The sequence below is a fragment of the Burkholderia sp. MSMB2157WGS genome (genome assembly GCF_001532755.1).
Taxonomy (GTDB): Bacteria; Pseudomonadota; Gammaproteobacteria; order Burkholderiales; family Burkholderiaceae; genus Burkholderia.
The window spans coordinates 76,065-89,783 of the sequence record NZ_LPJG01000025.1; the positions used below are offsets into that span (position 1 = coordinate 76,065).

The 13,719-nt window shown below is 67.7% G+C and carries 11 protein-coding genes and 2 tRNA genes; 3 read left to right on the forward strand and 10 right to left on the reverse strand.

The features are described from left to right. Positions 1–156: 156 nt before the first annotated feature. Complete coding sequence (locus tag WT53_RS15320) at positions 157–978, reverse strand: TetR/AcrR family transcriptional regulator (protein WP_060260432.1); 822 nt, start codon at positions 976–978, stop codon at positions 157–159. A gap of 215 nt (positions 979–1,193) precedes the next feature. Beyond that, complete coding sequence (locus WT53_RS15325; protein ID WP_034207150.1) at positions 1,194–2,414, reverse strand: MFS transporter; 1,221 nt, start codon at positions 2,412–2,414, stop codon at positions 1,194–1,196. Positions 2,415–2,695: 281 nt separating this feature from the next. Between WT53_RS15325 and WT53_RS15330 the strand changes: the two genes are divergently transcribed. The 3 genes from WT53_RS15330 to WT53_RS15340 all read left to right on the forward strand — a co-directional run bounded on the left by WT53_RS15330 (position 2,696) and on the right by WT53_RS15340 (position 5,748). Next, a complete protein-coding gene (locus WT53_RS15330; protein WP_060260435.1) occupies positions 2,696–3,238 on the forward strand; it encodes a GNAT family N-acetyltransferase in 543 nt (180 codons plus the stop codon). Positions 3,239–3,364: 126 nt separating this feature from the next. Continuing rightward, positions 3,365–3,991, forward strand: a complete 627-nt coding sequence (locus tag WT53_RS15335; RefSeq protein ID WP_060260438.1) for a ParB-like protein — start codon at positions 3,365–3,367, stop codon at positions 3,989–3,991. Between the two features lie 17 nt (positions 3,992–4,008). Further along, the gene (locus WT53_RS15340) at positions 4,009–5,748 is read left to right on the forward strand and encodes a SulP family inorganic anion transporter (RefSeq protein ID WP_060260442.1); all 1,740 of its coding nucleotides are present in this window, start codon (positions 4,009–4,011) and stop codon (positions 5,746–5,748) included. A 22-nt stretch (positions 5,749–5,770) separates the two neighbouring features. On the opposite strand, the gene WT53_RS15345 is transcribed toward WT53_RS15340, so the two are convergent. The 8 genes from WT53_RS15345 to WT53_RS15380 all read right to left on the reverse strand — a co-directional run bounded on the left by WT53_RS15345 (position 5,771) and on the right by WT53_RS15380 (position 13,445). Then, positions 5,771–6,709 carry a carbohydrate kinase gene (locus tag WT53_RS15345; RefSeq protein WP_060260746.1) on the reverse strand — a complete coding sequence of 313 codons (939 nt, stop codon included), beginning with the start codon at positions 6,707–6,709 and terminating at the stop codon, positions 5,771–5,773. Positions 6,710–6,842: 133 nt separating this feature from the next. Beyond that, complete coding sequence (locus tag WT53_RS15350) at positions 6,843–7,787, reverse strand: ABC transporter substrate-binding protein (RefSeq protein WP_034207154.1); 945 nt, start codon at positions 7,785–7,787, stop codon at positions 6,843–6,845. A gap of 87 nt (positions 7,788–7,874) precedes the next feature. Continuing rightward, positions 7,875–8,912, reverse strand: a complete 1,038-nt coding sequence (locus WT53_RS15355; RefSeq protein WP_034207155.1) for a ribose ABC transporter permease — start codon at positions 8,910–8,912, stop codon at positions 7,875–7,877. Between the two features lie 40 nt (positions 8,913–8,952). Further along, on the reverse strand, positions 8,953–10,506 hold the full coding sequence (locus WT53_RS15360; protein ID WP_034207156.1) for a sugar ABC transporter ATP-binding protein: 1,554 nt from the start codon (positions 10,504–10,506) through the stop codon (positions 8,953–8,955). Next, the gene (locus WT53_RS15365; protein ID WP_034207157.1) at positions 10,493–11,740 is read right to left on the reverse strand and encodes an ROK family protein; all 1,248 of its coding nucleotides are present in this window, start codon (positions 11,738–11,740) and stop codon (positions 10,493–10,495) included. The genes WT53_RS15360 and WT53_RS15365 overlap by 14 nt, the downstream gene beginning before the upstream one ends. A gap of 241 nt (positions 11,741–11,981) precedes the next feature. After that, a tRNA-Leu gene (locus WT53_RS15370) sits at positions 11,982–12,068 on the reverse strand. A 188-nt stretch (positions 12,069–12,256) separates the two neighbouring features. Further along, a tRNA-Leu gene (locus WT53_RS15375) sits at positions 12,257–12,343 on the reverse strand. A gap of 112 nt (positions 12,344–12,455) precedes the next feature. Next, complete coding sequence (locus tag WT53_RS15380) at positions 12,456–13,445, reverse strand: aliphatic sulfonate ABC transporter substrate-binding protein (protein ID WP_034207158.1); 990 nt, start codon at positions 13,443–13,445, stop codon at positions 12,456–12,458. Positions 13,446–13,719: the final 274 nt, after the last annotated feature.

Here is a 13,719-nt window from a genome sequence, read left to right on the forward strand (position 1 = left end):
ACGTGTCTCCGGTCTTGGCGCTCGGCGAGGGTCGGCGCGCCAGCGCCAGCCCATGCCCCGTGCTTCGCGGCCGGTCGACGCGGGCGCCTCGACGCCGCGCACGACCGCGCGTATCAATCAAATCGTGAACAGGAAGCCGCGCGTGGCCTCGCGCGCTCAGTTCGTGGAATGCACCGGCGCCGTCTCGGCGGCGGCCGGAGCCGACTGCGGCAGCCCGAATGCTTCGCTTGCACCGGCGTCGTCGAGCACTGCCGCGAAGATCGACAGTTGTGCGCTGTCGGGCATCGGCGCCTTCAGCGCGGCGACGATCAGCGACGACAGCCGCGCGATCATCTGCACGTCGTTCATCGTGCGGCCTTGCGAGAATTCGTCGATCAGGCTTTCCGTTTCGGCGCCCGCGAGCGCGCCGGACAGCGCGCCGATCGCGAAGTGCAGCCGCCAGCCGAGCTCGGTGCGCGGCAGGTGCGGCAGCGCGCGCTGGAAGGCGTCGAAGAAGCGGCCCGCGACGCTCGCGTAGTGCGCGGTCAGGAAGTTGCGCACGAACGGCGAAGGATCGGTGTAGGCGCGGCCGATCAGCCGCAGAAACCCGGGCCCGCCGCGTTCGGGATCGCGCGATGCCTTCAGCGCCGGAATGAACATCGCGCCGAGCACGTGCTCGCAGGTGATGTGCGTGCCGAGTTGCGCATCGAAGCGGTCGAGGATGCCGAGGCGCTCCTGGTTCAACTGGTCGAGCCGGCGCGACAGCATCGCGTGGATCAGCGCTTCCTTGCTGCCGAAGTGGTAGTTGACCGCGGCGAGATTGACCGCCGCGCGCGAGGTGATCTGCCGCATCGACATCGCTTCGAAGCCGTGTTCGATGAACAGATCCTCGGCCGCATCGAGAATGCGCGCCTTCGTCCCGCCGGTCTGCCGCGTGCCGGATGACCGCGCCCCGGACGACCGTCCCGCAGATGGCCGCCCCTCCTGACTTACTGCCATGTTCCGCCTCCCATGCCGGTTGCCCGGCCGCGAACAGGTGATTTGATTATCTGATTCAAACAGTCGTTTTCATTAAGATAAAAAAACGCGGGCGGACCGGGCAAGCGCGGAATCTGGACCAATTCCTCTAGTTCGATGTGCAGGTGCGGAAAGCGCCGCACCCGCTCCCGGCGGGGCGGGGCGCGCGCGATGATGCGATGCCGCAACGTGCGGGTTCACCCGGCGGCGGTACGCGTATTGACCGATTGCGTCATGTCGATGCCGCGCCGCTCGCGGCTGAACAGGATCAGCACCGCGATCGCGACGGCGACGATGCCGGCCACCAGTGCGAGCGCGAAGCCGTAATCGTTGCCGTTCGACACGGCGAGCGACGCCTGCATCGTCGCGTTGCCCGACGCGAGCAGATTGCCGAGCTGGTAGACGACGCCGGGGAAGGTCGCGCGGATCTCGTCGGGCGAGATCTCGTTCAGGTGAACCGGTATCACGCCCCACGCGCCCTGTACCGAGATCTGCATCAGGAACGCGCCGGCGGCGAGCGCGATCGCGCCGCTCGAGAACGCCCACAGCGGCAGCACGGGCAGTGCGATCAGCGCGGCGATGAAGATCGCGCGGCGTCGGCCGATGCGCTCCGAGATCGCGCCGAACGACAGGCCGCCGACGATCGCGCCGATGTTCAGCACGATCGTGATCCACGATACGGTATGCGGATCGAAGCGATGCTGCTCGCGCAGGAACGTCGGATAGAGATCCTGCGTGCCATGCGAGAAGAAGTTGAACGCGGTCATCAGCACGATCGCGTAGATCGTGAGTTTCCAGTTCTGCTTCAGCGTGGCGCCGAGACTCGGGCGCGGGCGCTTCTCCATCTGTTTCCATGCCGGCGATTCGGGCACGTGCGCCCGCACGTACAGCACGAGCAGCGCGGGCAGCACGCCGACCATGAACATCCCGCGCCAGCCGATGTATTGGTAGAACAGGCCGAACACGACGGATGCGAGCAGATAGCCGCTCGGATAGCCGGCCTGCAGCAGCCCCGACACGAAGCCGCGCGCGTGGGTCGGCACGGTTTCCATCGTCAGCGCGGAGCCGACGCCCCATTCGCCGCCCATCGCGATGCCGAACAGCGCGCGCAACACGAGCAGCGCGGTCAGGCTCGGCGCGAAACCCGATGCCAGTTCGAGCAGCGAATAGCACGCGATGTTGACCATCAGCGTCGGGCGGCGACCGAAGCGGTCGGCGAGGCGGCCGAAGATCAATGCGCCGAGCGGGCGCATCGCGAGCGTCAGCGTGAGCGCGAACGCGACGGCGGGAATCGTCGACGAGAATTCCGCGGCGATGTCCTTCAGCACGAAAACCATCAGGAAAAAATCGAATGCATCGAGCGTCCAGCCCAGGTAGGCGGCGATCGTGACGTTGCGTTGCTCGCGGGTCCAGCTCATGTCCGGGGTCTCCTCGTTGGCTTGCGCGCTCGCGATTTGCATGCGGATGCCGGCCCGGCGCGCGCGCGGCGCGGGGGCACTGATCGAGTGTAGGCCCGCGCGCTGCGCGATGTGGGGCGCGATAACCGCGAATCGGGAATAATCCCTACGAAATGCACTGTTTCGGAAACGGAAACGGAACCGCGCGACGCACGCGACAGGTGTCTGTATCCTTCCGGAAGGATTTTTGTATCCGTTCTGTAATGCGCTCGATGCGCAACGCCACCGCATCAGGAGTCCCGATGAATGACCGTTCCGCCGACACGTTGCCCGTGCTCGAAACCGCGAGGCTGTGGTTGCGGCCGCGCGTGCTGGCCGATCTCGAGGCATGCATCGAGATGGATCGCGATCCCGAGGTCACGCGCCACATCGCGGGCCCGTGGCACGACCCCGACGAGCATCGACGCTTCGTCACGCACCGGATCACGTGCGACTATCCGCCGGGCCTCGGCTACTGGTCGATCTTCGAGAAGGCCGCGCCCGACGTGTTCGTCGGCTGGATCCTGCTGATTCCCGACTATCAGGACGCATCGCGCGACGTCGAGATCGGCTGGCGGCTCGTGCGGGCGACGTGGGGGCGCGGCATCGCGAGCGAGGCCGCGGCGGCCGTCGTGCGGCATGCGTTCGACACCGTGCGCCTGCCGCGCGTGATCGCCGATATCGCGCAGGCCAATCATGGCTCGCTGAACGTGGCGCGCAAGCTCGGCATGCGGCGCGTGAGCGTCGTGCACGACGGCATTCCTTACATTCGGCATCGCCTCGAACGCAACGATTTGTGCGCGTAGTGCGACGTCGTGCGCGTGGGCAGGTGTCAGAGATCGTCAACCGGACGCCCGTCGCGCTCATGAGGGATTAACGGCTTGCGCGATCAGGAGTATCGTTGCCGGAAATTCGCAACATGGGGTACGACCATGGCACTCGGCAACGACGTTCATCTCATTCCCGTCAGGCTCGACGCACTGCGTCCGACCCAGATGACGGTCGGCTATCGCGAAGTCAAGGCGAAGCGCAAACACTGGAAGGCGCTGAACAAGCGCGCGCGCAAGGCCGCGATCGAATCGCACTGGTTCCCGGCCGTCCTCGGCCCGGACGGGCTGCACTACATCACCGATCACCACCATCTCGGCCTCGCGCTGATCGAGGAGGGCGAGGCGCGCGTGAACGCGATGCTGCTGAAGGACCTGTCGTGGCTCGACGACACGATCTTCTGGCGGATGATGGAGCACAACCAGTGGGTGCATCCGTTCGGCCCGGACGGCTCGCGGCGCGATTATGCGCATTTGCCGAAGGCGCTCACGGGGCTCGAGGACGATCCGTACCGCAGCCTCGCCGGCGAGTTGCGCACGGCGGGCGGTTATGCGAAGGACGCGACGCCGTTCAGCGAATTCCTGTGGGCCGACTATCTGCGCCAGCACGTATCGCTCGACCAGATCCGCAAGAACTTCGCGAAGGCGCTCGATATCGCGCTGCAGCGCGCGCACGACCAGGACGCGCGCTATTTGCCCGGCTGGTCGGGCGTGATTGCCGTCAAACCCTGACCGGCGCCGACCGCCTCATGACGACCGCCCCGATCCGCCCCGACGCCGGCCCGCAGCGTCCGGACCATTTCGCGGCGCTCGACGCGTCGCCCGCACCGCGCATGCGGCGTGTCGGCCTCGATGCGCTGGCCGGCCTGTCGATTGCCGGCCTGCTGATTCCCGAGGCGGTCGCGTATGCGGGGCTCGCCAACCTGCCGCCGCAGGCCGGCCTGATCGCGCTGCTGTCGGGGCTCGTCGTTTATGCGCTGACGGGCAGCAGCCGCTTCGCGATCGTGTCGTCGACGTCGTCGTCGGCCGCGGTGCTCGCCGCGACCGTCCTCGCCGAATCGGGAATGGCGCTGGACGCCCAGCTTGCGCTCGCGGCCGCACTCGTCGCGATGACGGGCGTGCTGTTCATTCTGGCCGGGGCCGCGCGACTCGGCGGCATGTCGGATTTCGTCGCGCGGCCCGTGTTGCGCGGCTTCACGTTCGGTCTCGCGCTGACGATCGTCATCAAGCAGCTCCCGAAGATTCTCGCGATTGCCGTGCAGCACGGCGATGCGCCGCACGTCGCGCTCGACCTGCTCGCCGGCGCGCCGCACGCGAATCTCGCGAGCGCGGTGCTCGGCGCGACGGCGCTCGCGCTGCTGTTCGTACTCGGCCGCGGCTCGCGCGTGCCCGCGACGCTCGTCGTGATCGTGCTGTCGATCGCGGCGGGTTATGCAATCGACTGGCAGCGGTACGGAATCGCGGTCGTCGGCCACATCGATTTCCGGCACCTCGAATTCGGCTTGCCGTATCTCGACCGCAACGCATGGATGCAGACGGTCGAGCTCGCATTCGCGCTGATGCTGATCCTGTATGCGGAGTCGTACGGATCGATCCGCAATTTCGCGCTGAAGCACGGCGATACCGTGTCGCCGAACCGCGACCTCGTCGCGCTCGGCTGTGCGAACCTCGTGTCGGGCCTGCTGCACGGGATGCCGGTCGGCGCAGGCTATTCGGCGACCTCGGCGAACGAGGCGGCCGGTGCGCAGTCGCGCGTGGCCGGCCTGTGCGCGGCCGCCGTGGTCGCGCTGATCGTCTGGCTGCTGCTGCCGCAGCTCGCGCGTACGCCCGAGCCCGTGCTCGCGGCGATCGTGATCTTCGCGGTCAGCCACTCGCTGCATCCGTCCGTGTTCCGGCCGTACTGGGCCTGGCATCGCGACCGGCTCGTCGTGATCGCGTCGCTGCTCGCGGTGCTCGTGCTCGGCGTGCTGCACGGGCTGCTCGCGGCCATCGGCGTGAGCCTGCTGCTGACGCTGCGCAAGCTGTCCGAACCGAACGTCAGCGTGCTCGGCCGGCTGCGCGACAGCCACGATTTCGTCGACGTCGCGAGCCATGCCGACGCGAAGCCGGTGCCGGGCGTACTGATCGTGCGGCCCGAGGCGCAGTTGTTCTTCGCGAATGCGGACCGGATGCTCAATCGCGTGCGTACGCTGATGAAGGCCGCACCGGACACGCGGACCGTGATGTTGAGTCTCGAGGAAACGCCGGACGTCGACGGCACGACGATCGAATCGTTGCGCACGTTCGCGGCCGAATGCGCGGCGCGCGGGCTGCGGCTCGCGCTCGTGCGGCTCAAGGTGCACGCGCTGCATGCGCTGCGCCGCGCGGCGGACGACACGCTGCACGACGTTGCGATGTCGGAACTGAGCGTCGACGAGAGCCTGCAACTGTTGCAGGCCGGCAGTCCGCCGAACGGCAACGACGGCAACGACGGCACGCCCGCCGCGTGACGGCGCGGCGCGTCGGCGCCGTCTATCGCGAAAGCGCGGCGCCGGCGGCGGTGCGCTCGATCATGTCGGCCACTTCCGCGGCCGTCGGCGCATAGGCGCCCGCATGTGCACAGGCGACGGCCGCGCACGCGGCCGCGTAGCGCAGATGCTCGGCGGCCGACGCTTCGGGCCGTGCAAGCTGGCTCGCGAGCCAGCCGCCGATGCTCGCGTCGCCGCAGCCGACCGTGTCGGCAACCTCGGTCGGGAATGCGGGCTGGAACAGCACGGTATCGCGATGCAGCAGTTGCATGCCGGCTGCGCCGCGCGTGACGAGCATCGTTGCGTCGGGCGCCCACGCGCGCAGTTGCGCGAGCGCGGCCGCTTCGTCGAGTTCCGGAAACAGCCCGCGCAGGTCCTCGTCGGATACCTTGATCCAGTCGGCGAGCGCGGTCAGCCGGCGTAGCGTGTCGCGATACGACGGCGCGGCCATCGGCGCGCGGAAGTTCGGGTCGAACGAGATTCGCTTGCCGGCCGCGCGCGCGGCCTGCGCGAGCGCGATCAGGCGCGACGCGAGCGGCTCGCGCACGACGCCGAGCGAGCCGACGTGCACGATGTCGGCCGCGTCGAAGGCGCCGGCGGGCAAGTCGTCCGGATCGAACGCGAGATCGGCGCTGTTTTCGCCGATGAAGAAATAGTGGGGCGGCTGCTTCGATACGACCATCGCGAGCAGCGGTGCGCGGTCGACCTGCCGGATGAAACGCATGTCGAGCCCGGCGTCGGCGCTCTTGCGCATCAGTTCGTCGCCGAAGATGTCGCGGCTCACCGTGCCGGCGAAGGCCGTCGGCGCGCCGAGTCGCGACGCGACGCGCGCGACGTTCCAGCACGAGCCGCCGGCGATGCTGTGCCAGTGCCGTGCGTCGTCGCGGATGAAATCGGTCAGCGCTTCGCCGAAAACGATCAGGCGGGGAAACGTCATCGTCATGTTGAAACCTCGTGCCGCGGCGTCGCGTGCGGCCGTACGGCGGTTGATCTGAATCCGAACGGGCGGGCCGTGCCGGCCGTCGCGCGCGGCGACGCGGCCCGGCAACGCCCGGCCTCGCGGGCGGTCGCCGCGATCAGCGCGGGGAACTCCAGCCCTTGTAGGTCTTCACGTTGTCGCGCGTGACGAGCGTCGGCTCGATCAGGATCATCGGGTTGGCCGGCTTCTGGCCGTTCATGATCCCGTAGCCGACGTTGACGGCCTGCTGCGCCATCGCCCACGGATCCTGGCTCGACGACGCCTGCACGAGCGTGTTCGACTTCAGCGCCGCCTCGATGTCGGGCGCGCCGTCGACCGACGTGATCACGATGTTCGGGCGGTTCAGCTGTTTCGCCGCGAGATCGCTGCCGATCGCCTGCGGGTCGTTGATCGTGAACACGCCGTCGAGCTTCGGAAAGCGCGTCAGATAGCCCTGCATCGCGTTCATCCCGCCTTCGCGCGAGCCCTTGCCGTCCTGGTCGCTCGACAGCAGCTTGATGCCAGGATTCTTCGCGAGCACGGCCTTGCAGCCGTTCACGCGGTCGATCACGGCCGACACCTGCGGGCCGTTCTCGATGATCACGTTGCCCTTGCCGTTCAGCTTCTTCGCGAGGTAGTCGCACGCGAGTTCGCCGGCCTTCACGTTGTTGGTCTGCACGGTCGCGTTCGCGCCGGCCGCCGCGACGTCCACCGCGACGACCGTGATGCCGGCTGCCTGCGCCTTCTTCACCGCCGGCTCGATCGCCTTCGGATCGGTCGCGTTGAGCAGGATCATGTCGACGTGCGCGGAGATGAAGTTGTCGATCTGCGTGAACTGCTTGTTCAGGTCGTAGTCGGCCGATACGGCCGTGATCTTCGCATTCGGGTTGAGCTGCTTCGCGCGCGCTTCGGCGCCTTTCACGATCGTGACGAAGTACGGGTTGCCGAGCGACCCGACCGTGACGCCGATCGATTTCAGCGGCTTGTCGGCTGCATGGGCGGCGCCGGCGCCGAAGGCGAGTGCGCAGGCGACGGCGGTCAGGGCGGCGGTGTGCTTGAACATGTCGTTGTGTCTCCGAGAGGTCTGTTGGCGAACGGGCGCAGGAGGACCGGCCTGCGCCTCGATGATTGAGCGACGAGGAAAGGGATGTCAGGTCCGGGCCGAGTCGCGCTGGCGATAGCGGTCGAGCGCGACCGCGCCGATGATCACGAGCCCCTTGATGATGTACTGCCAGATGTCGGACACGCCGAGCAGCACGAGGCCGTTGGTCAGCACCGCGATGATCAGCGCGCCGATCAGCGTGCCGACGATCGAACCGACGCCGCCGACGAAGCTCGTGCCGCCGAGGATCACCGCGGCGATCGCGTCGAGCTCGTACGACTGGCCGAGCTGCAAGCCGTTGGCCGCGTACAGGCGCGCGGCCGACATCACCGCGCCGAGGCCCGCGAGCAGGCCCGACGCCGCATACACGAACATCTGGATCGCCCGCACGTTGATGCCGGACAGGCGCGCGGCTTCCGGGTTGCCGCCGACCGAATAGATCCGCATCCCGAGCACCGTGCGGCGCAGGATGAACCACGAGATCGCGATCACCGCGCATGCGATCACGACGAGCCACGGCACGCCGAGGATCGAACCGTTGCCGATGAACGCGAACGGCAGTTGCGGATTGAACACCGTCGTGTCGTTGCCGATCAGGCGCGCGACGCCGCGCACGGCCGTCATCGCGCCGAGCGTGACGATGAACGGCGGCAGGCGCAGGAACGAGATCAACCCGCCGTTGATCGCGCCGAACACGAGACCGACGGCGAGCGCGAACGGCACGCCGAGCCAGCCCCAGCCGGGAATGGTCGACGCGAGCAGCGCCGCGACGGCCGCGGCGGCGAGCACCGAGCCGACCGACAGGTCGATGCCGCCCGTCAGGATCACGAAGGTCATGCCGGCGGCGAGCACGATGTTGATCGACGCCTGCTGCGTGACGATCGACAGGTTCTGCAGCGTGAAGAAGCCGTCGGTCAGGAAGCCGAAGCCGACGCACAGGACCAGCAGCACCGGCAGCATGCCGGCCGTGCGGATCAGCGATTGCATGCGGGCGCGATGATCGGCGCCGCGCATCAGGGGCGTGCGGTTGGCGACCGGATGGGCGGTCGCGGAAGCGAGGTTCCGCTGCTTGGTCGGGTTGATCATTTCGGTACCTTGAAAGAAGAGGGAAATGAAGGGGCCGGGGTCAGTGCGCGTCGGCCAGCTCGGCCTGCGAGCCGGTGGCGAGCGCGATGATCGCTTCCTGCGTGATCGGCGTATGCGTGTTGCCGCCGAGTTCGCCCGCGATCTCGCCTTCGCGCATCACGAGCACGCGGTCGGCGACGCCGATGATTTCCGGCAGTTCGCTCGAAATCACGATCACGCCTACGCCGGCACGGGCCAGTTCGTTGATGATCCGGTAGATCTCGGATTTCGCGCCGATGTCGACGCCGCGCGTCGGCTCGTCGAGGATCAGCACGCGCGGCTTCGTTTCGAGCAGGCGCGACAGCAGCACTTTCTGCTGGTTGCCGCCCGACAGCGCGCCGACGTTGACGTTCGCGTGCGGTACGCGGATCGACAGCGATGCGATCGCGTCGCGTGCGCGTTCGGCGCCGCGGGCGAGATCGAGCGCGCCGAGCCGGGCATCGCGGCTGCACACCGAGATGTTGATGTTGTCGCGCACGCTCATGTCGAGGAACAGGCCCTGGCGCTTGCGGTCCTCGGTCAGGTAGACGAGGCCCGCGTCGATCGCGTCGCGCGGCGAGTGCGCGCCGAACGTGCGCTCGCCGAGCTTCACGTCGCCGCGCACGCGCGGCTCGGCGCCGAAGATCAGCCGCGCGAGCTCGGTGCGGCCCGCGCCGACGAGGCCCGCGATGCCGAGCACCTCGCCCGCATGCAGGTCGAGGCTGCAGCCGCGCACGCGCGCGCCGTCGGCGACGTCGCGGACCGACAGCAGCAGGTGGCCGGGGTCGTACGGCGCGTGTTCCTTCTTGTAGAACCCGGAGATGTCGCGGCCGACCATCATCGCGACGAGCCGCTCGGCCGACAGCGCCGCGCGCTCCAGCGTGCCGACGTACGCGCCGTCGCGCAGCACCGACACGCGGTCGGACAGTTCGTAGATCTCCGCCATCCGGTGGCTGATGTAGATGATCGCGAGGCCTTCCTCGCGCAGCTGGCGGATCAGACGGAACAGGTGTTCGGTTTCGCGCGACGACAACGGCGTGGTCGGCTCGTCCATCACGAGGATGCGGGCGCGGGTGTGCACGGCGCGTGCGATTTCGACGAGCTGCTGTTCGGCGATCGACAGCGTGTCGACGAGCGTGTCCGGTCCGAACGGGGCGCCCAGGCGTGCGAGCACGTCCTGGCAGCCGCGCGCCATCGCCGCGCGGTCGATGGTGCCCCAGCGCCGGTTGCCGCGGCGCAGTTCGCGACCGACGTAGATGTTTTCCGCGACGGTCAGGTTCGGCGACAGGCACAGCTCCTGGTAGATCACCGCGACGCCGGCATCGCGCGCGGCGAGCGGGCCGTCGATGTCGATGCGTTGGCCGTCGATCAGGATCTCGCCGCCGGCGTCGGCGCGATAGGCGCCCGACAGGATCTTCATCAGCGTCGATTTGCCCGCGCCGTTCTCGCCCATCAGCGAATGGATCTCGCCCGGATAGACGGTCAGGCTGACGTTGTCGAGCGCGCGCACGGCCGGGAACGTCTTGCTGATTCCGCGCATCTCGAGCAACGGACGGGGCGACTCAGATCGCGACATGGTTGACCTCCTGCGAGTCGGTGCGGGCGCCCTTGAGGATGCCGGCCCGCGGGGAAAAGTTGAAAAACATCGGCAGCGTGGCGGCGCCGATCGCGCCGGCATCGGCGCCGAACGTGCCGCGCACGAGCACGGGCGTACCGCGGGCCTCCGGCGCGGTGGCCACGAGCGCCGCGCGCAGGCGGGTCGTGACCGCGTCGAGCAGGCCCGCGTCGGTGTCGGCGTCGATCACGACCACCGGCGCGTCGATCACGCACAACACCGCGCGCAACGCCGGCGCGAGCGCGTCGACGCAATCGTCGATCCATTCGTCGACGGCCGGCAGGCCGCGGGCGATGCAGGCTTCGAGATCGGCGCGGTTCTCGACCGTTTCGCCGCGATGACGCAGGTGGCGCACGAGCGCATGCAGCGATGCGCGCGCGAGCAGGATGTCCCATTGGCCGCGCGGCGGCGGCGCGGACGCCAGCCGGCTCGGCGGCACCGGAATCACCGCGATGTCCCCCGCATTGCCCGTCACGCCGCGCAGGCAGTCGCCGTCGATCGCGATCCCGCCGCCGATCGCCGGCCCGATGAACAGGTAGACGAAGTCGTCGCACTGCCGGCCGTATCCGTAGAACAGTTCGGCGATCGCGGCTGCGTTGCCGTCGTTTTCGCCGAAGACGGGCAGCGACAGCGTGCGACCGAGGTCGGCCGCGAAATCGACGTCTTCCCACGCGCGGAACGTGTCGGGCGCGAGGCCGAGCTCGCGCATCCACGCACCGAGGTTGTACGGCTGCGCGACGCCGATACCGGTGAGACGGGCGCGTTCATGGTCGGGGAGCAGGGCCTGCATCGCGTCGATGTCGTGACGCACGATCTCGAGCACGTCGGCGGGCGGGGGAAGCAGCGTGTCGTGCGAGCGGCGGCCGAGCACGTCGCCCGCGAAATTGACGAGGGCCGTCTCGATGCGCATCCGGTCGAGATGGACGCCGATGCCGAACGCGCCGCGCGGATCGAGCCGGATCAGCGAAGCCGGCTGGCCGCGCTGGCCTTCGGTGCGGCCGGCGAACTCGATCAGCTTTGCGTCGGCGAGCGACGCGATGATGCTGCCGACCGCCGTCCCCGTCATGCTCGCGAGACGGGCGAGATCGGCCTTCGATGCGCTGCCCGCGCGGCGCAGCGTCTTCAGCAACAGGCGCTCGTTGTAACGGCGCACGTTGGCCGAATTGCTTCCCTGGCCGAAGTGCGGGCTTCTCATGGCGTCTCCTTCCATGTCGCACCGCTCGGCGGCGCATTAAATAAATCACGTTGATTTATTTAACCGCGTGGGCGAGGACCTGTCAGCCTAGGGAAATCCCGGTTTCTGTTTCGTGACGGGCGAGGGAAGGAGGGCGGGTGCGGACACCCGAAATCGGGGAGGGATAGCGGAGGGACTGCAACGGTTCCGGGGTCGGAAATGAAAAAAGGCCGGCTAAAAGCCGGCCTTTTCAAAAAACAGATGGTGCCCAGGAGAGGACTCGAACCTCCACGGTGTTGCCACCGCTAGGACCTGAACCTAGTGCGTCTACCAATTCCGCCACCTGGGCACGTTCGCTTGCTGCGATGCGAAGACCGCTATTGTAGCGTGTCTTTACGGACTGTCAATATAATTTTGGGACGCGAACCAAAATAATGGGCAGTTTGATGGAGGCGAAGCCCGTGCCGAACATGCGCATCGATTCGGGGGCTCGAAATGAAAAAAGGCCGGCTGAGAGCCGACCTTTTCAAAAACAGATGGTGCCCAGGAGAGGACTCGAACCTCCACGATGTTGCCACCGCTAGGACCTGAACCTAGTGCGTCTACCAATTCCGCCACCTGGGCACGTTTCGCTTGCTGCGATGCGAAGACCGCTATTGTAGCGTGCCGGGAAAGTCTGTCAATACAATTTCAGCCGGCCACATAAAAAAATTTGCTGCCCTGGCGGGGCGGTCTCTCACACGCCGACCGGCTCCGCGCGATTCGCCGTGAAATTCCAGCGCTGCGCTTCTTGCGTGTCGACTCGGGTCGGCAATACCCCGGCCGCGAGGAACGTGTCGGCGATCTGCTGCTGCTCGCCGAAGTGTTGCGCGATCACCGGCCGCACGAGGTAGCTGCGTCGCGAATTCGCGCGTGCGATCGTCGCGGCGTCGAGCCCCCAGATGGGCGCGAGCGTATTCGCGGCTTCCTGCTGGTGATCGCGCAGCCACGCGCCCGTCTGCGACAAGCGGTCGAACAGAATCCGGACGGCATCGGGATGCGCGGCGGCGAAGCCGCTCGATGCGAGGTAGTAGCGCTGATAGGATGCGAGCCCGCTGCCGTCGGCGAGAATCCGCACATCGGGACGCTGGTCGACCGACGCGATATAGGGATCCCACGTGATCCAGGCGTCCACGCTGTCGCGCTCGAACGCCGCGCGGCCGTCCGCGGGCGTCAGGTAGTGGATCGCCGTATCGGCGGCAGCGAGGCGTGCGCGTGCGAGCGCAACGAGCAACAGGTAGTGGCTGCCGGCGGCCTTGGTGACCGCGATGCGCTTGCCCTTCAGGTCGGCGAGGGTGCGCAATGCGCTGTCCTTTTTCACGATGATCGCCTGTGCTTTCGGCGACGGCGCTTCCTGCGCGACATACACGAAACGCGCGTGGGCCGCCTGCGCGAAGACCGGGACCGTATCGGCGACGTCGGCGCTGAAATCGACGGCGCCGACGTTGAGCGCCTCGGTCAGCGGCAATCCGCTCGCGAATTCATGCCACGACACGCGCAGGCCGAGCGGCGCAAGCGCCTGCTCGAGTGTGCCGTGCGCCTTGAGCAGCGTGATCAGCGTCGACGATTTCTGGTAGCCGATGCGCAGCGCGGCAGGCGCATTTTCCGCACGCGTGCGGATACCCGTGGCGGCGAGGCCCGCGGCCAGTATCGTGCGCGCAAACGCGCGGCGGTTCATCGACGTCATCAAGCGGGTTCCTCGGTGGATGGGTTGCGGTGAGGCGAGCCGGCTAACGTACCAACCCCGAGGGCGGCCGATAACCGATAAATTCTGCTATCGATCCAACCAGCCGGCATAAGCGGAGCGCTCGCTGATTCGGATGCGCTCGCCGGGTGTCGGAGCGTGCCGGTTTTCGGCTGCGCGCGGGGTGACCCGGATTGCGCCGAGCAGTCGCCTCACACGCGCGCGCTTCAAGGTGCGCCGGGTACGACCGTTGCTCGAAAAAGCGCGTATGCCTTTA

Coding starts and splice junctions, on each gene's coding strand:
- WT53_RS15320 (WP_060260432.1), bottom strand. CDS start 978: ATGGCAGTAAGTCAGGAGGGGCGGCCATCTGCGGGACGGTCGTCCGGG.
- WT53_RS15325 (WP_034207150.1), bottom strand. CDS start 2,414: ATGAGCTGGACCCGCGAGCAACGCAACGTCACGATCGCCGCCTACCTG.
- WT53_RS15330 (WP_060260435.1), top strand. CDS start 2,696: ATGAATGACCGTTCCGCCGACACGTTGCCCGTGCTCGAAACCGCGAGG.
- WT53_RS15335 (WP_060260438.1), top strand. CDS start 3,365: ATGGCACTCGGCAACGACGTTCATCTCATTCCCGTCAGGCTCGACGCA.
- WT53_RS15340 (WP_060260442.1), top strand. CDS start 4,009: ATGACGACCGCCCCGATCCGCCCCGACGCCGGCCCGCAGCGTCCGGAC.
- WT53_RS15345 (WP_060260746.1), bottom strand. CDS start 6,709: ATGACGATGACGTTTCCCCGCCTGATCGTTTTCGGCGAAGCGCTGACC.
- WT53_RS15350 (WP_034207154.1), bottom strand. CDS start 7,787: ATGTTCAAGCACACCGCCGCCCTGACCGCCGTCGCCTGCGCACTCGCC.
- WT53_RS15355 (WP_034207155.1), bottom strand. CDS start 8,912: ATGATCAACCCGACCAAGCAGCGGAACCTCGCTTCCGCGACCGCCCAT.
- WT53_RS15360 (WP_034207156.1), bottom strand. CDS start 10,506: ATGTCGCGATCTGAGTCGCCCCGTCCGTTGCTCGAGATGCGCGGAATC.
- WT53_RS15365 (WP_034207157.1), bottom strand. CDS start 11,740: ATGAGAAGCCCGCACTTCGGCCAGGGAAGCAATTCGGCCAACGTGCGC.
- WT53_RS15380 (WP_034207158.1), bottom strand. CDS start 13,445: ATGACGTCGATGAACCGCCGCGCGTTTGCGCGCACGATACTGGCCGCG.